Annotated in this window: 20 protein-coding genes and 1 pseudogene; 8 read left to right on the forward strand and 13 right to left on the reverse strand. The window is 41.4% G+C overall.

All coding sequences use genetic code 11. The features are described from left to right. The first annotated feature begins 70 nt into the window (after positions 1-70). The 6 genes from rlmKL (at position 71) to rmf (ending at position 7,930) form a co-directional block, all read left to right on the forward strand. Complete coding sequence (gene rlmKL, locus BDE27_RS12060; protein WP_099133346.1) at positions 71-2,206, forward strand: bifunctional 23S rRNA (guanine(2069)-N(7))-methyltransferase RlmK/23S rRNA (guanine(2445)-N(2))-methyltransferase RlmL; 2,136 nt, start codon at positions 71-73, stop codon at positions 2,204-2,206. Between the two features lie 4 nt (positions 2,207-2,210). Beyond that, the gene (locus tag BDE27_RS12065) at positions 2,211-4,121 is read left to right on the forward strand and encodes an ABC transporter ATP-binding protein (RefSeq protein WP_099133301.1); all 1,911 of its coding nucleotides are present in this window, start codon (positions 2,211-2,213) and stop codon (positions 4,119-4,121) included. A 49-nt stretch (positions 4,122-4,170) separates the two neighbouring features. Then, positions 4,171-5,439 carry a membrane integrity-associated transporter subunit PqiA gene (gene pqiA / locus BDE27_RS12070; protein ID WP_099133303.1) on the forward strand — a complete coding sequence of 423 codons (1,269 nt, stop codon included), beginning with the start codon at positions 4,171-4,173 and terminating at the stop codon, positions 5,437-5,439. A gap of 1 nt (position 5,440) precedes the next feature. Further along, the gene (pqiB, locus tag BDE27_RS12075) at positions 5,441-7,090 is read left to right on the forward strand and encodes an intermembrane transport protein PqiB (RefSeq protein WP_099133304.1); all 1,650 of its coding nucleotides are present in this window, start codon (positions 5,441-5,443) and stop codon (positions 7,088-7,090) included. Continuing rightward, positions 7,090-7,695 (forward strand): membrane integrity-associated transporter subunit PqiC, encoded by a 606-nt coding sequence (gene pqiC, locus BDE27_RS12080; RefSeq protein ID WP_099133305.1) that lies wholly within the window; start codon positions 7,090-7,092, stop codon positions 7,693-7,695. Before pqiB ends, pqiC begins: the two co-directional genes overlap by 1 nt. A 76-nt stretch (positions 7,696-7,771) precedes the next feature. Beyond that, entirely contained in the window at positions 7,772-7,930 is a 159-nt protein-coding gene (gene rmf / locus BDE27_RS12085; protein WP_099133307.1) for a ribosome modulation factor, read from the forward strand. A gap of 79 nt (positions 7,931-8,009) precedes the next feature. On the opposite strand, the pseudogene fabA reads toward rmf, so the two are convergent. Then, positions 8,010-8,529 (reverse strand): annotated as a pseudogene (fabA, locus tag BDE27_RS12090) (bifunctional 3-hydroxydecanoyl-ACP dehydratase/trans-2-decenoyl-ACP isomerase). 85 nt (positions 8,530-8,614) lie between these two features. After that, complete coding sequence (locus BDE27_RS12095) at positions 8,615-10,345, reverse strand: AAA family ATPase (protein ID WP_099133348.1); 1,731 nt, start codon at positions 10,343-10,345, stop codon at positions 8,615-8,617. A 207-nt stretch (positions 10,346-10,552) separates the two neighbouring features. Between BDE27_RS12095 and matP the strand changes: the two genes are divergently transcribed. Continuing rightward, a complete protein-coding gene (gene matP / locus BDE27_RS12100) occupies positions 10,553-11,002 on the forward strand; it encodes a macrodomain Ter protein MatP (protein ID WP_099133311.1) in 450 nt (149 codons plus the stop codon). 58 nt (positions 11,003-11,060) lie between these two features. Here the strand turns inward: matP and ompA are convergent, their stop codons facing one another. Continuing rightward, complete coding sequence (gene ompA, locus BDE27_RS12105; protein WP_099133313.1) at positions 11,061-12,185, reverse strand: porin OmpA; 1,125 nt, start codon at positions 12,183-12,185, stop codon at positions 11,061-11,063. Positions 12,186-12,541: 356 nt separating this feature from the next. Continuing rightward, positions 12,542-13,114, reverse strand: coding sequence for an SOS-induced cell division inhibitor SulA (gene sulA / locus BDE27_RS12110; RefSeq protein WP_099133314.1), 573 nt, complete (start codon positions 13,112-13,114; stop codon positions 12,542-12,544). A 241-nt stretch (positions 13,115-13,355) separates the two neighbouring features. Between sulA and BDE27_RS12115 the strand changes: the two genes are divergently transcribed. Beyond that, positions 13,356-13,979, forward strand: a complete 624-nt coding sequence (locus BDE27_RS12115; RefSeq protein WP_099133315.1) for a TfoX/Sxy family DNA transformation protein — start codon at positions 13,356-13,358, stop codon at positions 13,977-13,979. 49 nt (positions 13,980-14,028) lie between these two features. Here the strand turns inward: BDE27_RS12115 and BDE27_RS12120 are convergent, their stop codons facing one another. The 9 genes from BDE27_RS12120 to BDE27_RS12160 form a co-directional block, all read right to left on the reverse strand. Beyond that, a complete protein-coding gene (locus BDE27_RS12120; protein ID WP_099133317.1) occupies positions 14,029-14,556 on the reverse strand; it encodes a nucleoside 2-deoxyribosyltransferase in 528 nt (175 codons plus the stop codon). Positions 14,557-14,696: 140 nt separating this feature from the next. Beyond that, positions 14,697-15,857, reverse strand: coding sequence for a hypothetical protein (locus BDE27_RS12125; RefSeq protein WP_099133319.1), 1,161 nt, complete (start codon positions 15,855-15,857; stop codon positions 14,697-14,699). 9 nt (positions 15,858-15,866) lie between these two features. Beyond that, positions 15,867-16,952 (reverse strand): GNAT family N-acetyltransferase, encoded by a 1,086-nt coding sequence (locus BDE27_RS12130; protein ID WP_099133321.1) that lies wholly within the window; start codon positions 16,950-16,952, stop codon positions 15,867-15,869. 1 nt (position 16,953) lies between these two features. Next, the gene (locus BDE27_RS12135) at positions 16,954-17,814 is read right to left on the reverse strand and encodes a hypothetical protein (RefSeq protein WP_099133322.1); all 861 of its coding nucleotides are present in this window, start codon (positions 17,812-17,814) and stop codon (positions 16,954-16,956) included. Then, positions 17,811-19,190, reverse strand: coding sequence for a P-loop nucleotide/nucleoside kinase family protein (locus tag BDE27_RS12140; protein WP_099133324.1), 1,380 nt, complete (start codon positions 19,188-19,190; stop codon positions 17,811-17,813). The genes BDE27_RS12135 and BDE27_RS12140 overlap by 4 nt, the downstream gene beginning before the upstream one ends. Further along, positions 19,180-20,031, reverse strand: a complete 852-nt coding sequence (locus BDE27_RS12145) for a hypothetical protein (RefSeq protein WP_099133326.1) — start codon at positions 20,029-20,031, stop codon at positions 19,180-19,182. Before BDE27_RS12145 ends, BDE27_RS12140 begins: the two co-directional genes overlap by 11 nt. Next, the gene (locus BDE27_RS12150; RefSeq protein WP_099133328.1) at positions 20,028-21,176 is read right to left on the reverse strand and encodes a DegT/DnrJ/EryC1/StrS family aminotransferase; all 1,149 of its coding nucleotides are present in this window, start codon (positions 21,174-21,176) and stop codon (positions 20,028-20,030) included. The genes BDE27_RS12145 and BDE27_RS12150 overlap by 4 nt, the downstream gene beginning before the upstream one ends. A 34-nt stretch (positions 21,177-21,210) precedes the next feature. Continuing rightward, a complete protein-coding gene (locus tag BDE27_RS12155; protein ID WP_099133330.1) occupies positions 21,211-22,422 on the reverse strand; it encodes an MFS transporter in 1,212 nt (403 codons plus the stop codon). A gap of 4 nt (positions 22,423-22,426) precedes the next feature. Further along, the gene (locus BDE27_RS12160; protein WP_099133331.1) at positions 22,427-23,770 is read right to left on the reverse strand and encodes an ATP-grasp domain-containing protein; all 1,344 of its coding nucleotides are present in this window, start codon (positions 23,768-23,770) and stop codon (positions 22,427-22,429) included. Between the last annotated feature and the right edge of the window lie 2 nt (positions 23,771-23,772).

Consider the following 23,772-nt stretch of genomic DNA (forward strand, 5'->3'; position numbering starts at 1 on the left):
CATGTCGAAGGTATTGGCTATAATGTGCCACAATTTTTTTGGTGGTGAACTTTTTGTGATGATTAATAAGATGAACTCTCTCTTTGCCAGCACGGCACGTGGACTGGAAGAACTGTTAAAGAACGAACTGGAAATCCTGGGAGCGCAATCCTGTAGGATTGCCCAAGGCGGGGTTCATTTTCAGGGCGATGATCGGATGATGTATAAAAGTTTGCTGTGGAGCAGACTGGCATCCCGTATCATGATGCCGCTTAACGAATTTAAAGTTTATAGTGATTTGGATCTGTATCTTGGTATCCAGTCCATTGACTGGAGCGAGATTTTCTCAGTTGATAGTACGTTCTCTGTGCATTTCAGTGGCACGAATGAGGAGATCAGAAATACACAATATGGCGCATTGAAAGTAAAAGACGCTATTGTCGATAGTTTTATGCGCAAAATAAAACAACGTCCTGATGTTGCTAAACAACAACCTGATGTCCGTATCCATGTTTTCCTGAATAAAGAGAAAGCAACCGTATCACTCGATTTGAGTGGAGATAGCCTGCATATCCGTGGCTATCGTGATCTGGCCGGACAGGCACCACTGAAAGAGAACCTTGCCGCAGCGATTATCTTACGTTCTGGCTGGAATGCAGGAACGCCAATGGTTGATCCAATGTGTGGTTCAGGAACGTTGCTGATAGAAGCGGCCATGATGGCAGCAGATTGCGCCCCCGGTTTGCATCGTAAGCATTGGGGATTCACATCATGGTTGCAATTCAATGAAACAATCTGGCGTGAAGTGACTACAGAAGCACAGGTCCGTTTCCGTAAGGGGTTACAGGAAACGACTTCCCGCTTTTTTGGAATAGATATTGATCGTCGTGTAATGGATATGGCACGTTCAAATGCACGTAGGGCAGGGGTGTCCCAATTGATCCAGTTCCAGCAGGGAGATGCCAGCAAACTGGAAAATCCCCTGCCGGAAGGACCAGAGGGAACGGTATTAAGCAACCCACCTTATGGAGAACGTCTTGAAAGTGAACCTGCACTGATTGCATTGCACAGTGTATTTGGTCGTGTGATGAAAGTCCGCTTCCCTGGCTGGCGTTTATCAGTGTTCAGTGCTTCGCCAGAATTGTTGGGGTGTTTGCAATTACGCGCAGAGCGTGAGTTTAAGGCTAAAAATGGCCCTCTGGATTGTATCCAAAAGAATTATTTTATCCAGAAAAATGAACAGTTAGCGGATAAACCTCAGTCATTGGATATAGGTATTGCTGAGGATTATGCTAACCGTTTGCGTAAAAATGAGAAAAAAATCAGCAAATGGGCCAAACAGCAAGGTATTGATTGCTACCGTTTATATGATGCAGATTTACCTGAATACAATGTTGCTGTTGATCGCTATGCCGATAAAATCATTGTACAAGAATACGCCCCGCCGAAATCTGTGGATGCCAATAAAGCCCGTCAACGCCTGTTTGATGTTATCAGTGCAACAATGAATGTGCTTGGCTTATCATCCAACCAACTGATCTTGAAAACTCGCCAACGTCAGAAAGGCAAAAGTCAGTATGAAAAAATGGCCGAGAAGAAAGAATTCTTTTTGGTCAACGAATATGGTGCAAAATTCTGGGTGAATTTGACCGATTATTTGGATACGGGGTTATTCCTTGATCACCGTATTGCCCGCAAAAAATTGGGTGAAATGAGCCGAGGCAAGGATTTTCTTAACTTATTTGCCTATACCGGTTCGGCGACAGTTCATGCAGGATTGGGTGGTGCGCGTTCGACAACCACGGTAGATATGTCTCGCACTTATCTTGAATGGGCAGAGCAAAATTTACAGGCGAATGGCTTAACCGGGCGTCAGCACCGTTTGATTCAGGCTGATTGTCTGGGATGGTTAGCTCAGACCTGTGAACAATTCGATGTCATTTTTATTGATCCGCCAACATTCTCTAACTCTAAGCGAATGGAAAACACTTTTGACGTTCAGCGTGATCACATCGAATTAATGAAACAATTAAAACGTCTGTTACGTCCGGGTGGAACCTTAATGTTCTCCAATAATAAACGGGGTTTTAAGATGGATTTTGCTGAATTAAATAAGCTAGGTCTGGTTGCAACCGAAATAACAGAAAAGACTTTATCTCAGGATTTTACCCGTAACCGTCAGATCCATAACTGCTGGTTGCTGCATCACGTTGGCGAGGACAAATAACATTATGTCATTGATTAGTTTATCCGGTGCTTGGTTATCATTCAGTGATGCACCGCTGTTGGATAATGCTGAACTGCATATTGAAGAAAACGAAAGAGTCTGTTTGGTTGGGCGCAATGGTGCGGGAAAATCCACATTGTTGCGCGTGTTGGCAAAAGAACAACCCTTAGATGATGGCTTGGTTATTTATGAACAAGACGTGATTGTTGCGCGCTTACAGCAAGATCCTCCCCGTGACATAGAAGGTACGGTATTTGATTTTGTTGCGGAAGGAGTAAAAGAGCAGTCTGAATACATCAAAGCGTTCCATCATGTTTCGCGTTTGGTAGAAACCGATCCTAGCGAGAAAAATCTCAACCATCTGGCTGAGTTGCAGGAAGTGCTGGATATCCGTGGCCTATGGTCATTGGATAGCCGGATTAGCGACGTATTAAAACAACTCTCCTTGCCAGCAGAAGCGAAACTCTCTTCATTGTCTGGTGGTTGGTTGCGTAAGGCGGCATTGGGCAGGGCGCTGGTTTGCTCGCCAAAAGTGCTGTTTCTTGATGAACCAACCAACCATCTTGATATTGATACTATTGAATGGTTGGAAAATTTCCTGAAAGACTTTAATGGCAGCCTTGTATTCATTTCCCATGACCGATCATTCATTCGCAACATGGCGACACGTATTGTTGATCTGGATCGCGGAAAGCTAACCTCATGGCCGGGAAATTACGATAAATATCTTGAAGGAAAAGAAGAGGCGCTGCGGGTTGAAGAGTTGCAGAATGCCGAATTTGACAAAAAACTGGCGCAGGAAGAAGTTTGGATCCGCCAGGGGATTAAAGCACGGCGTACCCGTAATGAAGGTCGGGTAAGGGCATTGAAAGCATTACGTGTAGAACGTGCTGAACGCCGCAATGTTATGGGAACAGCGAGAATGCAGGTCGAAGAAGCGACACGTTCCGGTAAGATTGTCTTTGAAATGGAAAATGTGAATTACCAGATTGGTGATAAAACATTGGTCAAAAATTTTTCGGCTCAAGTCCAACGTGGCGACAAAATTGCGTTAGTGGGACCAAACGGCTGCGGTAAAACGACATTATTGAAGTTAATGTTAGGCGATTTGTCAGCAGACAATGGGCACATTCATTGTGGTACCAAACTTGAAGTGGCTTATTTTGATCAGCATCGTGCCGCGCTGGATCCTGATAAGACCGTTATGGATAACCTCGCTGAAGGTAAGCAGGAAGTTATAGTCAATGGACGTTCCCGCCATGTGTTGAGTTATTTGCAGGATTTCCTTTTCCATCCTAAACGCGCGATGACCCCTGTGCGAGCGTTGTCTGGTGGTGAGCGCAATCGCCTGTTGCTGGCCCGTCTATTCTTGAAACCAAGCAACTTGCTTATTCTTGATGAACCGACCAATGACCTTGATGTTGAAACATTGGAGTTACTTGAAGAATTAGTTGATAGCTATACCGGAACCGTGATTTTGGTCAGCCATGATCGCCAATTTGTTGATAATTCAGTCACTGAATGCTGGATTTTTGAAGGCAAGGGTGAAATCAACAATTATGCGGGGGGATATTATGATGCCCAGCAGCAACAGGCTCAAACAGTTTCCCTGCGTCAAGCTTCGGAGAAAAAGGTTAGTGCTGAAAACAAGGCGGTTAAGCCGAAACAATCACCTAAACGAACAAACAATAAGATAAGTTACCATTTACTGCGTGAATTAGAACAACTACCATTATTATTAGAGAAATTAGAAGAAGAGATCAATAAATTGCAATCTCAGGTCAGTGACCCGGAATTCTTCAATCAATCACATGAAATTACGCAAAATGTTCTGAATGAACTGGCAAATAAAGAGCAAGAATTGGAAAAAGCGTTTGATCGCTGGCAGGAATTGGAAATGATGAAAAATGGATAATAGCTGCCGCATAAAAGAAACTTGTGGGTTTTGCTAAAGGAGAAACACTTTGTGTTCCAATAACCACCAGCATGACAAGCTGGTTCTTTGTCCCCAGTGTGACATGCTGGTGGCTGTGCCTGATTTGGAACAAGGGAAAAAAGCGGTTTGTCCACGGTGCCATGCGTTACTGACAGCAAAGTGGAGAGAGCCGCGTAATCAACCAACAGGTTATGCATTAAGCGCGTTAATCATGCTTTTTCTCGCTTGCCTGTTTCCTTTTGTTAGCATGAGTGTGGCGGGGATTGTGAGTGAAATAAAGTTGACTCAGATCCCCAAGGTGATGTTCAACGAAGACTATTCCAGCATGGCTGCGCTTTTTTTGATCTTCGTTCAGCTTGTGCCGACATTTTGTATGATTGCCATCATCATCTTATGTCAGAACGCCAAAATGGCGCGCCGCTTGAAAATAGAGTTGGCGCGCATTCTGTTTAAGATGAAAACATGGTGCATGGCAGAAATCTTCCTTGCGGGCGTGTTGGTCAGCTTTGTTAAATTGATGGCACATGGTGAAATCAGCATTGGCCTGAGTTTTTTCCCTTACTGCTTGTTTTGTCTGTTTCAGGTCAGGGCATTTCAGTGTCTTGACAGGCATTGGTTTTGGAATGAAATTGCGCCGGCACCTAAAGTTTGCCCGACCTTGCAGGCTGGAAAACCTGGCCTGGTGCAAGGTGTCAGGCTTTGCCAGAGTTGTACCGCCATCTTGCCCGCCCAACAATCTCGGTGCCCCCGATGCCATACAAAGGGGGACGCGCGCCGCCGCAATAGCCTCCAGCGCACAATGGCACTACTGATAACATCAGCCATACTTTATATTCCAGCGAATATTTTGCCTATCATGGTGACCCAGGCACTGGGACAGCAACTTAATTCCACCATTCTGGAAGGTATTATTTTGCTTTGGGGCTCTGGCTCATATCCTGTTGCAATGGTTATTTTTATTGCCAGTATCATGATACCTTTATTGAAAATGCTGGCTATTGGCTGGTTATGCTGGGATGCAAAAAGTCAAACGAGCCATGATTCCGAAAAGATGCATTTTATTTATGAAATGGTGGAGTTTGTTGGGCGTTGGTCAATGATTGATGTATTCGTTATTGCTGTCCTATCCGCGCTGGTTCGCATGGGACAACTGATGAGTATTTATCCTGCCCTGGGAGCAGTCCTGTTTGCCTTGGTTGTTATTTTGACGATGTTTGCATCAATCATGTTCGATCCGCGTTTAACCTGGGACAAAGCCAATCGTAAATTTGAGCTACATAAGAATGAGGAGTTGTAAGGTGACGGATAAAGAAGAAGATCTGACTCAGGCCAGAATTCGTAAACTTAAGAGTTGGTCACCGGTATGGATCGTACCAATTATCACCGTACTGATTGGGGCTTGGATACTGTTTTATCATTTCAGTCATCAGGGGCCAGAAGTCACATTGATTACTTCTAATGCTGAAGGTATTGAGGCAGGTAAAACTAAAATTAAAAGCCGCAGCGTTGACGTGGGTGTTGTCGAAAACGTGTCTTTGAGCGAAAACCTGGGGCAAGTTATCATTAAAGCCCGTCTAAATGATGGGATGAGTCGCTTGCTACGCACAGATACTGCTTTCTGGGTTGTGAAACCTCAGATTGGCCGTGAAGGAGTTTCTGGTCTAAGTACATTACTGTCCGGTGTTTTTATCGAATTACAACCCGGCACACTAGGAGGAGAAGAAAACCGCTTTTCATTGCTTGATGCCCCACCGCTTGCTTCCCCTGATGCAAAAGGCATTCGTCTGATTTTGACCAGTGAAAAAGCAGGACGATTAACTCCCGGAGATCCAGTGCTATTTCGGGGATATCGTGTGGGTTCAGTTGAGGCCAGTACCTTTGATCCAACATCCCGATTGGTTCGTTACCAAATTTTCGTTAAATCACCTTATGATGCTTTACTGACTACGAATGTCAGATTCTGGAAAGACAGTGGTGTCACATTTGATATGTCATCACAAGGTATACGGGTTGAAGTTACTTCATTATCGACTTTGTTTGGCGGGGGCGTTAGTTTTGATGTACCAAAAGGTTGGGAATTGGGTAATTCAGTGAAGGAAAAAGAGGTCTTTAAACTCTACGATAGCGAAAAAAGTATCCAAAACGCGCTGTATACAGAGCATACAGACTTTTTACTGTTTTTCTCTGATTCTGTTCGTGGCTTACAGCCGGGAGCGCCTGTCGAATTCCGTGGTATTCGAGTAGGGACGGTAGCAAGAGTTCCTTTTTATAGTGAAGATATTAAGCAGCGCATCGACAATGACTTCCGTATTCCTATATTGATTCATGTAGAGCCTGGGCGATTCGTGAAAGAGTTAGGTAATGGATTCAACACAGACAAAGAATTGAAGGAAACTATTACCAAGGGGTTGAGAGCTACTTTGAAACCAGGCAATTTACTTACAGGTGCGTTGTTTATTGATCTGGACTTTTTCACTCATGAGAAACCCTGGAAAGGCCCATATGAAATCGCGGGTTATAAGACTTTGCCTACAGTAAGTAGTGGCTTGGCGCAAATTCAACAAAAAGTCACTACGGTGCTGGATAAGATCAACAATATGCCGATTGAACCGGTGCTTGTTCAGGCAACACAGACGCTTAAAGAAAGTCAAAAAGCAATCAAAACAGCGCAGAAAACAATGGATGAATTAAATCGCGTTCTGGCGAGTAAGGAAGCACAGGAACTGCCTAAAGATATACAAAATACATTACATGAGTTGAACCGCAGTATGCAGGGGATCCAGCCAGGCTCACCAGCTTATAGTAAGCTGATGGATAATATGCAACAGTTGGAGCAGGTATTACGTGAATTACAACCTGTTTTGAAGACTCTCAATAACAAGAGTAATGCATTGGTATTTGAAGCTGAAGCGATAAAAGATCCTGAACCCAAAAAGGCGCCTAACTGATGAAAAAATTGATTTCAAAATTGGCATTTTTTATTTCCGCCAGTGTGTTTATTGTTGGAACTGGGCTTATTGCGGGATGCAGCGATAGCCAGTCATCAAAAACATATTATCAGTTACCGGTCTTAGCTAACCGGGTATTGCAGGAAGGTAAATTGGGCGCTAAACATGAACGGCAGTTGTGGATAAAAAGGGTTAACCTTTCTGACTACCTTGCCGCTCCAGGAATTGTGTATCAGACGGGGGAGGTGAGCTATATCAGTGCATCGAACCATTTATGGGCTAGCCCATTGCAGCAACAGTTACAACAAGTATTGATTTCAGAACTGAGTGCAGCATTTCCACATCGTTTGGTTTCCCAGCAGGAATTAGAAAAAGATGCAGACGCTCTGGATATCACAATAACTGCTTTTCACGGGCGCTATGATGGTCAGGTATTGATTGAAGGCTATTGGCTATTGTCTAACTCAGACAGAGTGATTAGGCGGCCATTCAGCCTTAAGTTGAAACAGGAAAAAGATGGCTACACTGAATTAGTGCTTACTTTAGCTGAGGGGTATAGCCAGTTAGTCAAATCCATTGCCAGGCAACTCTCTTTGCAACGTTAACCGAGTATGCATAAGAACCAATCGGATAAAAACGATCATTGTTTTATTTTCATAGTAACAAGTGAGGAAGTAAGGCATGAAAAGACAGAAAAGAGACCGTTTAGCAAGAGCACTTTCCAGAGGCTATTATGCAGGCATTTTGGGACGGTCACGGGAACATTGTCCTTATCATTCATTGGATGCTCGTTCGTATTGGTTAGGGGGATGGCGCCAAGCACAAGAAGATCGTGTGTGAGTTAATCAAAAAGGCGAAACACCTCCGCAGTAGCGGAGGTGCTCAGCATTGGAGACAGAGAGGCTATAATAAAAGTTGATTAAAAGGCACTAGTATCCTTAAACAAGCCTACTTTCAAATCAGTCGCAGTATAAATCAGTTTGCCATCTACCAGAACTTCACCATCAGCCAGACCCATAATTAATTTGCGATTAATGACACGCTTGAAATTAATGCGATAGGTCACTTTTTGGGCTGTTGGTAATACCTGACCAGTAAATTTGACTTCCCCAACGCCAAGTGCACGGCCTTTACCTTCTCCACCGATCCAGCCCAGGAAGAAACCGACAAGCTGCCACATGGCATCAAGGCCGAGGCAGCCGGGCATGACAGGATCATTGACAAAATGACAATCGAAAAAACCACAACTCAGGGTTGATATCGAGTTCAGCCTCGATATACCCCTTATCGTAAATACCGCCGGTTTCTGTCATTTTCGTGACGCGATCCATCATCAGCATATTGCCAGAAGGCAGCGGTGGCCCATTTTCACCAAACAATTTACCTTGCCCAGAGGCTTGAAGTTCTTCTTTCGTGTAGGACTCTTGTTTTTTAAACATATTCTCAGATAGCCTTATAATCGTGTAGGGCTAGAGAATAGCGTACACTTGTACGCCCAACAACTCCGATCAGATAACAATGGAGTCAATCTAGCCAGCGGAGAAACCAAGGAAGCCGAGGTCGTTCTTGAATATTAGCTTGTACAATGCGTTCACATATCATAGCTAACAAGTGTTCTTTTTGTGGATCACAATAAGGAATACCCGTTAACAATGATATAGTCTCAGAAACATGCTCAACTGCCCAAATATGAAATTGCTCATTCTTTACCGCATCAATAACATCTTGATTTAGGCACAAATGTTGAACATTTGCGGTTGGAATAATGACACCCTGATGACCGGTTAACCCTCGGTAGTGACATATACGGAAGAAACTCTCAATTTTTTCATTAACGCCACCAATAGGTTGGACATAACCAAATTGATCTACGGCACCAGTAACGGCAATTTGCTGGTCGATAGGTTGTTGTGACAAGGCGCTGATAAGGGCACACAATTCGGCGAGTGAAGCACTGTCGCCATCCACTTCACCATAGGATTGTTCAAATACAATCGAAGCAGAGAACGGTTGTGGCTGCTCTAATTTCAATTCAGAAATTAAATAAGCTTGCATGATCATCATGCCTTTTGCATGAATATTGCCGCCTAATTCAACCTTGCGTTCTACATCGATAAATTCCCCATCTCCTAAGTGAGCAACACAACTGATACGAGAAGGCTCACCCATTGGATCAGGATGTCCAGGATATTCGAGTACAGATAGCCCATTGATTTGGCCGATAACTGAGCCTTGTGTGCGAATCAATATCTGGCCTTTCAGAATTTCATCTATGCTGCGTTCAGCCAAATAACTATGACGCCAGGTACGATTATCTTCCGCTTGTTGCAGGGAATGTTTGGTGATCTGTTTTTCCTGCTGATAATTGGCAGCGGCTGCCAATTTTTGCTGTATCCATTGAATATCCAGAGGTAACCGGAATTGATCTTCTGTGTAACGGGTAGCAAGTTTAATCAACTCAGGCCAGGCATCAGCACTTAATGGAGGTAAGTTTTGTTGCTGAATGATTCCATTAACGTACTGGCACCATATTGTCAGATCATCTTCTGCATGAAAGGACATATCCAGCTCAAATTCGCCATACAATGCACTGCTTGCCAGCTCAGGTTCAGTAGCCTGTAACTCTTCAAGACTGAGCCTGTCACCGACTAAAATCAGACGCAAATCTAATTCCATTGAAGGTATCGGCAATGGCAGGGAACGATTTTCATCGTGTGACAGCCAGTCAAAACGGCGCTGAATAATCATTTGCTTGAGACGAATCCACATCAATGGCTGAGAGAGTAGGGTGCGCAAAGGCAAAATCAAGATACCACCATTGACTTGATGGATAAGGCCCGGTTGCAGTTGAAGTATCCCTTGGTGCGTATAGACATTGCCAAATAATTGTTCTGGCTCAATCCACTCACGGTAAGCAACTCGTTCAGTTGGCGCAAAAATACCTTCTCCTGAAGAGTGCCAGGTGATGGTTTGGTGTTCTATCTGGTAATAACCACCGATATTTGGATAGCTCTCCGGCAGCAAAGAGGAAATAGTATTGGATAGAAAAGACAGATAAACATCACTTTCTTCTGCTTTCAGCAGCATAAAAGGTTGACGCAGGGAGGACTGACAAAAAAGGGATAACCCACTATGCAGCCTGGGTTGAACCACATCCACTGTGATGGGGGTCAATTCAGCGACAGAATTAAAGAGTGCCTGATAAGGCGCATTGTTTGGCTGTAATGCCTGCCAGTCTAGTTTTATATTCGTCAAGGTGATAGCTACATCATATAGTGAAAAGGGAAACATTTATTATACAAGATTAGGCAGTGAACCGACATGCCAGAATTTTGAAAGAAACGACATTTGAGCCAGCGCTTTCATTGCCTGTAAAATATGCCAATATTCTGTGTTGTTATAGGCAATTTAAAGAAATAGTTGCTATGCTTAATTGAAGTTACGCTGTCACTGAGAGATGAAATGAAATATCAACAATTGGAAAATCTGGAATGTGGCTGGAAATGGGCTTATTTGGCAAAAAAACACCGTGAAGGTGAGTCGATTACTAAATACATTGAAAAAAGTGCTGCGCAAGATGCGGTCAATGAATTAATGAATTTAGAAAGCGAGCCAGTCAAGGTACTGAAATGGATTGCTCTGCATATGAATCCGGATTTGTCCAATCGAATGAAGCAAACGATTCGGGCACGGCGTAAACGTCATTTTAATGCTGAACACCAACACTCGCGTAAGAAATCCATTGACTTGGATTTTCGTGTTTGGCAGCGGCTTTCAGCGCTATCCCGACGTCGTGGCAATACCCTGTCAGAAACAATCATACAGCTATTGGAAGATGCTGAATATCGGGAAAAGTATACTCACCAAATGTCGAGTTTGAAGCAGGATCTGGAAGCAATATTAGGGAAATAAGTCTACTGATAAAAACCCCATTTTAAATGGGGTTTTTAATGAATTGATCAGAATAGCCTTACTGAGCAGCTTTTGGCTGAGTCACAACTTCAGTAGTGCCCTGAATGTTGATGACTACACGACGATCTGGAGCCAGGCAGTCGATAAGTTTAGAACGAACTTTAATTTTGTCACAAGTAGAACCAGTGACAGGGTTTTCCTTACCGCGGCCTTCTGCCTGGATACTATCTGCCGGAATACCTTTAGCAACCAGATAATCTACCACAGACTGAGCCCGTTTCTGAGAAAGTGGCAGGTTGTAATTTTGGCTACCAATACGGTCAGTGTGACCGACTACCAGAACCTTGCCTTGGGTTGGATCGATTTTAGCCAGTTGGTTATACAGGTTGTCCAGTTCCTGCTGACCTTCTGCTTTCAGTGTCGATTTGTTGAAATTGAACAGAACATCAGAGCGCAGGGTAAAGCTCTTGCTTTCAACCACAGGCGCTGGCGCAGGCACAACTGGAGGTGCTACTGGGGTAACGATCGGCGCAGCTTCATCTTGTCCGAAACGGTAAGAAACACCAACACTCAGCAGGCCGTTATCTGGGCGGGCACCAACGGTGGTGGCATCACCGATGTTGTTAACCCACTGATAGTCCAGACGGGTTGCCAGGTTTTTTGTCAATGCGTATTCGACACCAATCGCGGCCAGAGGAGAAACACCCGTGTCGTCGTTTTTCAGTCTACGTTGGTCTTTTGGACCCGTTCCAGCTAATGCATTGGAATTGTAGGTCGCAGAAGAGTCTGCACGCCATACCATACCACCAAGACGAGTATAAACATCCAGATTGTCCAGTACTGGATAACTGAGTTTAGTAGTCAACTGAACGCCTTGGGCACGGAAAGCGCCATTATCAGTGCTGCCTTTATAAGCTATGCGCCCTAACCAATCGTAACCCAGTTCAAAGCCTAAGTATGGGGTTACTTGATAACCGACATAAGCACCCGCACCTAACTGGTTTTTATGGGGAGAACCGTTGCCAATCCGGTTATCATAACCATTACCGTAGAAATTTGCGTCATGGTATTGAGACCAACCCAGCTTAGCGCCGGTATACCAAGTGTTGTCCTTTGGAGCTGCTTGAGCAACAGTTGCGAAAGCTGCTACTGCCACTGCTACTGCGATAGCTGTCTTTTTCATTTTACGCCTCGTTATCATCCAAATAGGCAATTGGCTTTAAAAGCCTTATTGTTAGCCACTGGTTAAAATGTTCTGTTAGGTAACCATGCTTTAATCAGAAGATGTGTTCTGAAATATAAGAGCGGTCAGCACAACTCCCTAAACTGTGTAAAGTCTACAACGAAGTTAAAAAGTTACAAGTGCACTGTGATTCATGACACAAAAAATTTAATTACCGACTGACAAAACATAAATGTTTTTGACGAATGTTTACAATAATTACAGTATTAATATATTGATTTTCATTGCAAACAATAATGATTATCAATGGGTAGCTTAATTTTCATAAAAAATATTGAGATTAATCCTAATTTTAGTCAATGATAATAATTAGAGTAAATTTGTAGCCTATTCGATTGCGCAATAAATGGATGTGATAAATTTTGTGGTCGCATAATAAAACCAAGAGTAATACCCTTTTGCGCCGCTATTTGTAGCGTATTTAATTGATATTCTGATAATTCCGGTAACCAACCCAATACAACGCTATAATTACCGCTTGCCAACGCTTTTTCCATGGCATTAATTGAAGCAATAGGGCGAATTTGGTTTAGTTGGATAACTTTATTTAAGGGAAGCCCAGCATCTATTAACCATTGGCGACTTAACCTCTTATTAGGATTTACCCAAAGTAACCATCGATTTTCTTTTCCAGACTGGTGCAATAAAGGTAGAAGAATGTGATTAATGACAGGCTGGTGTTCGTTGTAAACCAGCTCACTGACCATGCCTTTTATCATGTGTGCAGTGCATTGAGGTAGTTTCACAAAAGACATTCTTTTCATGGTCATCCCAACCATTGTTTTGTCTGTTTTATGTTCGTCTACGGTTGTGTCAGTAGCTGTTGTTTTTTTCTCGATGAGATATTCCCATGCTAATCGGATGCTCATAATGTTCCTCGCCATAATAAGCTGTACATTTATACAGTATAACGATATTTGATTAAAAGCAAGTCTCTTTTTTTCAAAGCGCTTCGCAAAAATTTACAGAAATTGGGATTTTTCTGCCTTAACGATTGGCAGTTGGGAGTAGATTGCGTATGGTTTTAATTAATTGTTCTAGTTATCTATTTTATTAACAGAAGGCATGATTAAACATTACTTTGGAATGTGATTCATGGAGTGATAAAAAATGTTTTTATCTGGGGATCGTTTTGCTCAATTGCAACATGGTGTATCTTCACTGGGAACGCTTAAGAAAAAATCTCAATTTGGCGGCATTGGATTATTAATTGATGATGTTTTATTTGCTATCAGTTCTGATGGAGAGCTTTATTTACGAGGAAATAGTCATGCTGAGGTACTATTTAAAGCCAGGGGAATGGAAAAATTTATTTATTCAAAAAGAGGAATACCTGTGACTTTGCGGTATTACCGTGTTAATGAATTACTTTGGCAGGATCAAAAACAGTTATTTGAATATGTAAATTTAGCCTACCAATACACAATCAAGGAAATAATTGATAGGCAGAAAATGCCTCTTAGGCTGAAAGATCTCCCTAACTTAGGGATTGCTTTAGAAAGGCAATTATGGAAAGTAGGTATTTCTAAAGTAGAAGAATTACGAATATTGGGGGCAAAAGCGACTTACCTCAAACTCCAGCAACATAGGAAAAAAACAAATGTCAGTTTATTGCTTGCATTAGCAGGCGCAATAGAAGGGTGTCATGTTGCGGTATTACCAGAAAAATTACGTGACGAATTAATTAGCTGGCATAGCGAATGGGTTTACCATAATTCAGATAATCATCCATAATAAGTAAAATTTGGTGAATAGGGGCGTTAGCCCCTACTATTTCCTGGTTTCATGCGACGGCTGAGGTTTTTTGGGTAACTTTCTCTTCTACTATATACTGAATGGTATGGCTTAATATAGCCGGATCATGTTCAAAATCATTCAGGGGAACATGATGAACCTGAGCAATAGCAGACAGGCCTTTTAGTAGATGGCTGGCAGAGTTATCAAAGGGTTTTTCGGTGACTAATATGATAGGACGTTTTAAGGCGGAAGCCCAACCTAACTCAATATGGGTGCCATCTGTTCTTATTAGTTGTTTCTGTTGTGGGCAGACAGGCAAAATGGCAACAAAAATGTCACATTGTTCCATCCATTGGCGATCCCGCTGGGAAACTTCCTCAGGAGTAAATAAGTGTGTTGTTTCGCCAAATTGCTCTGTACGATGAGCCGAAAAAACTTCTGCACCCAGTGATTCCAGATGGTGAATAGCAGATTTAATGTGAACTTGTAAGTTATTGTCTAATAACCTTAATTTCAATGCGTGTTGGATAGGGCCACCAACAAATACTTTAACATCAGAAAATATTATGGACATAGGGTCGCCTCTTATGGAAATAAGCTTTAATATTTATGAATAGATGATAATAATTTTTTATACAGATATTAAAAAATTATTATTGGAATAAATTGCATTTTCATTGTTGTGTTATATCTAACTTATGGCTATGTTATGTATTACAATTTTTGATTGGAGAACCTATTTTCAATGTAATCAGCAATGATATCATCTGAATTATTTTGAAAAATGTCATGACAGGAATTAGTGTTGTTTTTTTCTTTTTCAAGAAATTGACTTATTTTATTCATGGCACGTTTTCTTTCTTTAGGGTTATTAATAAATAAGTTATTGCATTTTTTAATTAATGCTAATCCTTCTTTCTCTGGTAGATATGGGGGAATATCAGGATAACCATATTCCGGTTGCCATAATAAACCGTATTCATGACTATAATAATTTTGTAGATACACTTCTAATTGTAATTGTTGACTATAGTTTTGTGGTGGTAAGAAAAAAACATCTTTATTGAGAGCGACACATTCATAAAATGTTGTCAGACCCGGATTGGCTAATACCTTACGAGCACGGTGTAATTTTTGCAGGAAATCATGCCTTGAAAAACAGCCAATATGGATATGAGGATGTGTTTTGGCAAATATTTCTGCCAAATTTACGATAGTTTTACCCCCGCCTGCAATAGTAATGTTGGTTTCATTTTGCAGATAGGGAATAGACAATAACTCTTCGAGGAAATGATAATAAAAATCTGTTGTATCAGCGTAGACTGTATCAATGCCACCAAGAGTAATTAATATACCTTCTGGAGGGTGATCATCCATCATGCATTGTTGCAGAGAATTGTGAAGAATTGGTGGAATAACCTGATAATTACCAAGCTTATCATGGAATCGTTCAATATTGCGTTCTATTCCATGAAAGTCTTGAATAAATGTCTTGTCAATTTTGTGCAGATCAACATGAAGATTATCCCACATCCAAAATAGCGTGTCGATATAGATGATTGATGTATTAAAATTTACAACGAAATCAATCGAGTTAAGGTTAGTATTAATGATATACAAACTTGCACCAGAAATAAGCTCAGAATAGCGTGAGAGTTCTGTAACTGAAGTGGTATCACATTCATAAATTTCATCAAATAGGCCGGATTTTTGACCTAATTGAGAAGAAGTCAGTGTGCCTAATAAAATAAATTTAGTGTCCGGTGTTAATTTATTCCGGTGCTTTAATTTTTCCACCACATTTAACGTGGTGGATATTGGGCCAAAACAGAATGGGTCTGCGTCAAAAATAATATATGGAATATTTTTTAACATATTGTTCTCTCATAAAGGAATATTTACATTTTCTATATCAAATTGTTTGGTATAAGGACAATATAAAAAAGTACTACCATGGAGGTTATTAAGATGTAATCGTCCAGAAAGATTGAGATTATTTGTCATTAAATGAGCTAAGAAAATATTGTGCAAATTTTGATGGGAGATAATAATCCGCATAGAAGATGTTGAAAGCTCATCGCCAATTTGCATAATAAAACGATGGATTCTATCAGCCGCGTCCATCACCTGTTCTGAATCTTTGAAAGGAGAATCAAGGGGGGTATACAGTAACCGATAAGCATAATCTTCACCATAGCGATGCGGAATATCCGCAAGTTTCATACCAATAAGCTCTTCTGGAAAGAATTCACAAAGCGCATCAGTTTCTTGTATTGAACAAGATTTATATGTTGAGCGGAGGGCTTTGGCAGTTTCAAGTGCCCGGCGTTGCGGTGAGGTATAAATATTTTGCCACGGAAGTTTCCCTAATATTCGTCTACCAATTTCTTCAGCCTGTTTGATTGAAGTGGCATCAAGGGCGATCACATTATCTTCAGGACAGTAATCTAAATGGTCAAGCGAGATAATTTTCCCATGTCTGATCCACAGTATCTTTAACGGGGGGATGGGGCCATTGTAGTATATGCGTCCATCTACTTGATGGCTTGAAAGCCCATGAGATTGCCAAAAAAAGTTGGCATTTTTTCCTGCATCTGTCTCCAGATGAACATATGTGGCACCGTGGCGACGTCCCCATTGCAACATGGCATGCCATAACCCATAACCCAGCTTCTGGCGCTGGTATTCATCCCTGATATAAAATTCAGCAATATTCAGGGTCACTTTTTCTTCCCGTTCAAGATACACATTGGCTAATCCCGCTAATTGTCCGGCAGTTAGCAACAAAAACAGCCCCCTGTCACCTTGTAGGATGCGTTGTTCAAGGATAGTATGGTTTTCCTTTGCAATAGCCTCTTCTGACTGATCCCCAAAGACTTCTGGCCAATGGCGTTGAAAATATTCTCCATAAAGATGAAGAAATGAATTCCACAAGGGAGATTGAGGGGTAACTTGTTTGAGTTCTAACATTTTACTGACTCCATTCAACTCTTGGTGAATTAAACATCAACATAACTTTTTCACACCATTGATGATAATTTAAGCTGGCATGCTCTTTTTCTTGTCGAGGTTTGGCAAGTAACGGCTGAACCATTCCCTGATGTTTAAGTAATGTTTGCAGGGAGGGAGAACATTTCTCCCAATTTAATACAGTACGATAGGGGCTTGATTGGTAAGAAGCGTACAGTGAGACATTGTGGATATCATCTTCAATAAAGTGAGATTGTAGGTGCTCTTTCAATGCCGCGAATTTTTCTTCGGCTGCGGTGTAAAAAGTAGTAAAAATATTTCTGACAGAAGAGGGAATATGCTCTCTGTTTGTTAGGCGAAGGCGCAATGCTCCACCAGTACGGATAAGTTTATTGCCGTTGAAAGAATAATAAGCGGCATGAACATGCAGGAGTTCCTGTAAACAATCTTTCTTTCCATAACCCTGAGAAAGATCCAGAAATACATGAATATTGGGGTTGTTTTGCATTTCTCGCAAAAATTCCATGCAGCCTGGATCGATATAACCTAAAGGATGAGCGAGAAGTATGGCACATGGTTGTGGAAGAGAGTTTAGCATTGCCATCGTAGCCTGGATATCCGCTTGCAAAATCATGCTGGCTTGCTTTGGTGGTAAAACAGGATAGAAGAGTGGTTGCCAATTGGCTGCGTAAACAGATTCAACCATGCTTTGACATATCCACTCTGGCATCAGGCAATAGCCCTGAGTCGCCACGGCTTGTAGATCTTCGCGGAAAAAGTCTCGTACTGAACAGCCATAATTCATGACATCTTGCTGAGACGGTATACCTTGCAAAGAGAGTAGATTGCGGTGAGATATCATGGTGTGATCCTGAGATGAAGACGCTCAATATATTCATTGGCTAACTGGTCATAGAATTCATTTTCTCTGCCCCATAGATCAAGTTGAAGGCCAGTATAAGGGCAATAGAGCGTTTCCAGATGACTAATCAGACAATTGATTCCCATTAATTTTTCTCTACCCAGATAGCTACAACCCCATTTAGCGGCATACCATTGACCCGCACCGTTCTTTATCATCAATGACCAGGCACCAGGAGTTCCGTTATCGTCATAAGTGACTGCCAGATGATATTGGTTACTTTTGGATAACAGGCCGGGGAGATATTGGAGGTCCTCACGGCTCAGGCTGCGCATATCACTCTGTTGAATGGTTTTCCAGCCTTTTGTGTCTACATACAGCGCATCTTGCCACAATTGCTCAGTTTGACTCGATGTACTGTAACGGGTGACGGTATGGTGAGTGCGTGCTTTCTTAAGACTGCGTTTTAATCGTGTTGAGTGCTGGATCAGAAAGTCAGCGACTGTTGTTTTAGGAGGTACGTTGACAATAGGGGCTGACCATTTGCTCTCTTCATGACATTGTAAACCCTGCTGTTGTGCTAAATCATGCAGGTAGAAATAGGCGCGGGATTTTGCGTTCAGATACTTAAATAAAACAGGTTGCAGCTTTAAAAAAGAGAGTAATGCTTTTTCTTCTTGGGCCGTAAAAGTGAAATCGAAGAAAGTATTGCTTTGCCACTGTTGCTGACCTTCTTGCCAAACCAGATCAACATGCTCAAAACGCCGGAGTTCAGGGTAACGTAATGCTGTTCCTAAACGCCATAAATGAGATGTGGTTGGATTGGTAAAAAAAGCTATTGGTGCAGATTGTTGCATAATTGCCTGGCTTATCAGTGCGACAATACTGTCTGGAGAATATTTCGCGCTATCAAGCAAAGTTTCATGAGGTACATTGTAATCCCATAAACTATCCTGGGCGACTTCTCTGATACGGGAGGCTGGCAAACGATCTTCTAAAGCTCGCTCCTGATTACGGATAATCAGTGTTGGTTCCTGCGCAACGAGCCGATAATGCAGAATTCGAACACCTTTTCGCGTAAATAGGGAATGGATAGCGTCAATTTCTTCAGGATAAATGAATACGCCATCCAGAATGATCAAGTCACTGCCCGCATCAAGGCAATCATCAGCAACCTTTAACAACCGCAAGGTATCTTCCATGATGATTTTTGGCGTAAGGTGTGTTCTTGGTTCAACAAAATGATGAAAAGTATCCCATGGTAAATAGGAGACGGTGAGTCCCTGCGCCAGCATAACATCTTTCAAGCGGTTGCATGTTGTGGATTTACCACTTGCCGGTGTTCCTCTAATGACAACAACAGTTTTATGCTTCATTGCCTAATACCTTTAATTGCCAGCCTCGCATGATATCTACAATAGAATGCTGATTAAAGACGGTCTGATAATAATCGTCATGACCAATTTTAGCGGCACGATGCATAATCTGTTTTGCGGTAAGACGTAACTCGATTTTATGATTGCCATTGCCCAAACACATTTCCTTACCTTGTGTGTTTGGTGGCGGGGTGTAAAGCAATATATTGCAATTCTGCCCAATGGCATGATAGTAAATCTGGATTGCTTTTTGTTGCGTGGTATTTTCCACAAACAGCGTTTGCTCTGGAGAAATTTCAAGTGCTGTGCTGAGGAATTCGGGGGTATAAAGGGTAATGTTGCGGTAATACACATCCAACATCATCTGTTCTTCATCTGTTCCCTGCGGATAAGTAGCATCCGGTTTTTTGGCGTAGAGACCATATAGCATTGAGGTTGGCAACACCGTCTTGATGTGAGGAACCAATTGATCAATATGCTGGCGGATCTTATCTTCGGAGGTATCCACCCAATAGATTGGGGGTAAAGGGATGTTAAGCTGCTCCAAAGTATAAACAATGCCGGCTTCTAACCATTCTCTCATTGTTTTGTGGTTAGCTTGTTGAGGATCAAAATGCAACAAGTCGGCCATCATGATTGCTTCATGGGATTGAAAATAGAGATAAACAGGGGAATTGTGCTGTGAAGCGATAATTGCTGGCAACACAGAATCGATCAAATCTTGTAGTGAAAGTCGGGCAGGTACACCTTTTGCGTAACAGATACAAGAGCCTCCCAACACATATTGGACAGGCTGATTTTTCCCGCTGAGCTGAGTGAAAAAGTTCTTGTCTGATATCATGATAGGTTCCCTTCCATAGCCCACTGTAAAACATTTTCGTAAGTCGCATTATCAATAGGTACAGGGAGGCAAATGCGGTCACTCACGATGACTTTATGTTTTTCTAATGCTGATGCAGGGAATGGACTGTCTTGCAGAGCCCAAGGGAAATGGTCAGAGTAGGGAGAAAGCTGATTTTTTATAATCGGATGGTTAGCCAGATCCCAGGCTTGCCAATCATATAGTAGGGTTGAATTGAAGCGATCTTTGGGCAATTTGCTGCGTTTTAACCAGACAGAAACGGGTATCGTACCCTCCGGGCGTGGGGTGATCCAATCTATGGGTAAATGTTGCAGGATTGTTTGATAACGCTCTATTAATAAGGCACGAAACTGTTCAATATTTTCCAGTTGGTTAATCAGTAATGCAGCTTGTATTTCATTGAATTTATTATTGTCACCAAAACCAATACTATTGCTCCAATCTGGATAGCCTTCTGCTGTACGCTCAGCACCGTGGTCAGTCATCATGCAGGCATTGGTGAACAGAGAATTATTTTTGGCAATCAGTAAACCTCCCTCACCGCTACTGATTAATTTATTGGCCTGAAAACTGAAACAGCCATATTCGCCAAATGTGCCCACAGGCTGATTTTGATATTTTACCCCCATCGCTTGTGCACAGTCTTCAATCAGGTACACATTATGTTGTTGGCAAATTTGGGCGATTTCAGCAATTGAAGCAGCAGTGCCTTCCAAATGAACGGCAATGACTGCCAGAGGTTTGGTATCCATTTGATTTAACGTCTTGTTTAATTCCTCTGGACACATCATGCCATTGTCATCGACATCAACGAGAACAGGGATTAATCCACAACTGAGCACGGCATTGGCAGTAGCAATAAATGAAATGGAAGGAATGAGTACCCATTGCCCTATTTTGGGCCTAAGTCCAAGCAAAGCCGCTTTGAGCGCGACAGTACCATTTGTCAGTAGGATGGCATGTTGGGTATGCAGAATATTTTGTAACAGCCTTTCTGCCTGACAGCAATATTGGCTCTCTGTGGCATATCTAAATACCGCTTTATTATCAAGAACGGTTTGCAAGCGGTATTGTATATTATCAGCAATCTTGGTATTACCGAGGTAAGGTCTAAGATATGACATAGTATAATCCTAATAATCAATATTTTTATTAATATCACCTGTGCCAATGATGAACCGGAGCAGGTACTTTATTCATTTGAATTATTAAATAAACAGCTATTGCAATCAGTAAAAGTATGGAGAAACTGACCACAGGTAAAAAAGATTGTGTGGAGCCAGGAGCAATGGATACGGTGATTGCAGCTATTGGGAATGAAAAATTCATTGTGATCTGAAATAAAGAAAATAGACGACCTTGTTGCATTTCCAGTCCCTTTTGATAAATGGTCTTGGTAATTAAGATATTGAAATAAATTATTGCAATGTTATAGAGTAAATAGAAAAAGGATTTTGCATAAAAAATTTGCAGCTGAAAAAACAGAATACCAAATATAAACAGACCAATAAATATTGAAATGGGATAACGTTGGATACGATTATCAACGCTTGTTTTATTGAGTAATGTTGTACAGAGAATGGGTATCAGGGCACTGAGTAAATAGAATAGGGTGACCAATCCATAACTTTCATTCGCCAAACTTTCCATAACAACAACAGGGAGTGCCACCATCAAAAACGCATTGGCAAAAATTGTGAAGACAATAGCAATGGCAAATATCTTATAATAGCGCTGTTGAAACACAGAACGTAACCCAACGGATAACTGAGATTTTTGCTCTGCTGTACGTTTTATTTGCATTTTTATCATAAGATAGCAGACATAAAAATAAGGCAGCAGAGAGAATAACTTGATAGTCACAATCGTATCTATTCCTTGAGTAATCCCCAGTAAGGCACCAAATCCAGGGCCAAGAGCTGAAATAAGCGATGTAGCAATAACAATATAGAGAGAGACATTCAAATGCTTACCACCTTGTTGCTTTGTCCAGTCATTAAGTTCATGCCAGGCAACACGAGACCATGGAATTTCATAGGCAAAAAGAAATTCCAATAATGAAATAAACAAAAGCAACATAATAGGGGGGAATGTTATTTTGCTCAATAGCAATATTAATAATAACAGTGTGCTAAAGATTTCAATCAACAATATAATAATACGAAAGCTCCAAATATCTGTTGAGTAATCAATTTTATAGCCCCATAACAAAGCGCCAATAGATGTGAATAAAAATATGACACCCATATTGGCATAATAGTATGTTGCTGGCATGTTATCAGATAATAATATATAGGGATATCCGACGGCAAGAATACTTGATCCAACACCATTAATAAATAAAGAAATAAGAAACAAATATCTTATCATCGTATTAATCTTGTTTTATGGTTGTGTAATGGAATTTAGCGTTGTAATGGTTTAAATATTTCAAACACTCATGTTCATTTTTAGCGGAGCAAATAATATACCCCATTTTTTCAGTGTAATGGGTGTTGGAAAAATAACTACCCGTTTTGGCATATTGCTCCCATTCAATCACATGCTCATCAATAATTTCTTCTATAGGAGTTATGGATTTTACTTTTCCAATCGGTGGGTTAAAAATGATCATGCCAATGCAATTGAGATCAGCATTCTCTATGGAGAAAGAAGGCTCTTTGCAAACCGAAGCAGGGGAAATTAATGCATTGATAAAGACATCAAAGGCATGCTTACTATAGGCTTGCGCATGAAGGTCGAATAGTCTGAGTCCTGGTGGACGTGATGCGGTTTCGCAAAGTATGAGATTGTCGGTATTTTCTTCAATGAAGATTTCAGTATGAGTAAAACCGTATTCGAGATTGAATGCTTGCAATACCCGTCGATTAAATTCAAACAGCCTGTGGCTATCAGGAGAATTTGGCAGCATGGTGTGCCATATAAAATGACTGGGTTTGGGTTGATCGGAAGAAAGTAATGAACAGGCGTAAGCTCCGATGCCTTGATAGATAACCTTATGTTGGAATACTGCTGCATCAACATGCAGTAATTTACCCTGGATTTTTTCTTCCACTAGATACTCTTCAGGTGCATCAAGTTCCTGTAATGCATGAAACAAGGAAGTGCGGTCTGGATGCTCGGTAACTCCCATCGATCCCCAAAATGAACGTGGCTTTACAATAAAACCGACCTGGTTGCCTTTGTGCTTGGCAGAATTCTCAACGGATTCAGTAAAGACCTCGAAATGTTCAGGTGAGGTTAGTATTTCTGATGCCAGCGTGAATTTGGGACAAAATAGCCCTCGTTCATTGGCAGTATTCCGCATTATCCATTTATCTCTAAATGACTGGGCTACATCAATTATGTGGGTATCTTGGTTAATATGGGTTGCGATGGTAGCCATCAATTCAACATGAAGCTCAGAAAAAGCCATAAAGTAATCGATGTGAATTGGAGCTGTGATAATTGATAGTGTGTCTTTGACCTGTTTTAGTGCTTCTATTATTTTTTTACAGGCGTGGTTAGCTAACGGATCATCAACCACTATATATGCTAATGCTAAAGAGCAATCCGTTGAGTCCAGCCATTTTTTCTTGATCAACAGAATAAGATTTAAATGATATTGATAGCAGAGTTGAACAAAACGTTCACTATCTTTGATATCTGGCATACAGAAGATAGTCGGCTTCCCGTAATGAAAACTAGCCTGATTATTGATATGTATTTCTAGAGACATAG

It is taken from the genome of Xenorhabdus ehlersii (genome assembly GCF_003610465.1).
GTDB classification, from domain to species: Bacteria; Pseudomonadota; Gammaproteobacteria; order Enterobacterales; family Enterobacteriaceae; genus Xenorhabdus; species Xenorhabdus ehlersii.

What these genes read in the sequence shown, in the direction of transcription:
- BDE27_RS12150 (WP_099133328.1), bottom strand. Translation starts at nt 21,176, where the DNA reads ATGTCATATCTTAGACCTTACCTCGGTAATACCAAGATTGCTGATAAT.
- BDE27_RS12115 (WP_099133315.1), top strand. Translation starts at nt 13,356, where the DNA reads ATGTTTTTATCTGGGGATCGTTTTGCTCAATTGCAACATGGTGTATCT.
- BDE27_RS12125 (WP_099133319.1), bottom strand. Translation starts at nt 15,857, where the DNA reads ATGTTAAAAAATATTCCATATATTATTTTTGACGCAGACCCATTCTGT.
- BDE27_RS12145 (WP_099133326.1), bottom strand. Translation starts at nt 20,031, where the DNA reads ATGATATCAGACAAGAACTTTTTCACTCAGCTCAGCGGGAAAAATCAG.
- BDE27_RS12135 (WP_099133322.1), bottom strand. Translation starts at nt 17,814, where the DNA reads ATGATATCTCACCGCAATCTACTCTCTTTGCAAGGTATACCGTCTCAG.
- ompA (WP_099133313.1), bottom strand. Translation starts at nt 12,185, where the DNA reads ATGAAAAAGACAGCTATCGCAGTAGCAGTGGCAGTAGCAGCTTTCGCA.
- pqiC (WP_099133305.1), top strand. Translation starts at nt 7,090, where the DNA reads ATGAAAAAATTGATTTCAAAATTGGCATTTTTTATTTCCGCCAGTGTG.
- BDE27_RS12065 (WP_099133301.1), top strand. Translation starts at nt 2,211, where the DNA reads ATGTCATTGATTAGTTTATCCGGTGCTTGGTTATCATTCAGTGATGCA.
- matP (WP_099133311.1), top strand. Translation starts at nt 10,553, where the DNA reads ATGAAATATCAACAATTGGAAAATCTGGAATGTGGCTGGAAATGGGCT.
- BDE27_RS12130 (WP_099133321.1), bottom strand. Translation starts at nt 16,952, where the DNA reads ATGTTAGAACTCAAACAAGTTACCCCTCAATCTCCCTTGTGGAATTCA.
- sulA (WP_099133314.1), bottom strand. Translation starts at nt 13,114, where the DNA reads ATGAGCATCCGATTAGCATGGGAATATCTCATCGAGAAAAAAACAACA.
- rmf (WP_099133307.1), top strand. Translation starts at nt 7,772, where the DNA reads ATGAAAAGACAGAAAAGAGACCGTTTAGCAAGAGCACTTTCCAGAGGC.
- BDE27_RS12120 (WP_099133317.1), bottom strand. Translation starts at nt 14,556, where the DNA reads ATGTCCATAATATTTTCTGATGTTAAAGTATTTGTTGGTGGCCCTATC.
- BDE27_RS12160 (WP_099133331.1), bottom strand. Translation starts at nt 23,770, where the DNA reads ATGTCTCTAGAAATACATATCAATAATCAGGCTAGTTTTCATTACGGG.
- BDE27_RS12140 (WP_099133324.1), bottom strand. Translation starts at nt 19,190, where the DNA reads ATGAAGCATAAAACTGTTGTTGTCATTAGAGGAACACCGGCAAGTGGT.
- BDE27_RS12155 (WP_099133330.1), bottom strand. Translation starts at nt 22,422, where the DNA reads ATGATAAGATATTTGTTTCTTATTTCTTTATTTATTAATGGTGTTGGA.
- rlmKL (WP_099133346.1), top strand. Translation starts at nt 71, where the DNA reads ATGAACTCTCTCTTTGCCAGCACGGCACGTGGACTGGAAGAACTGTTA.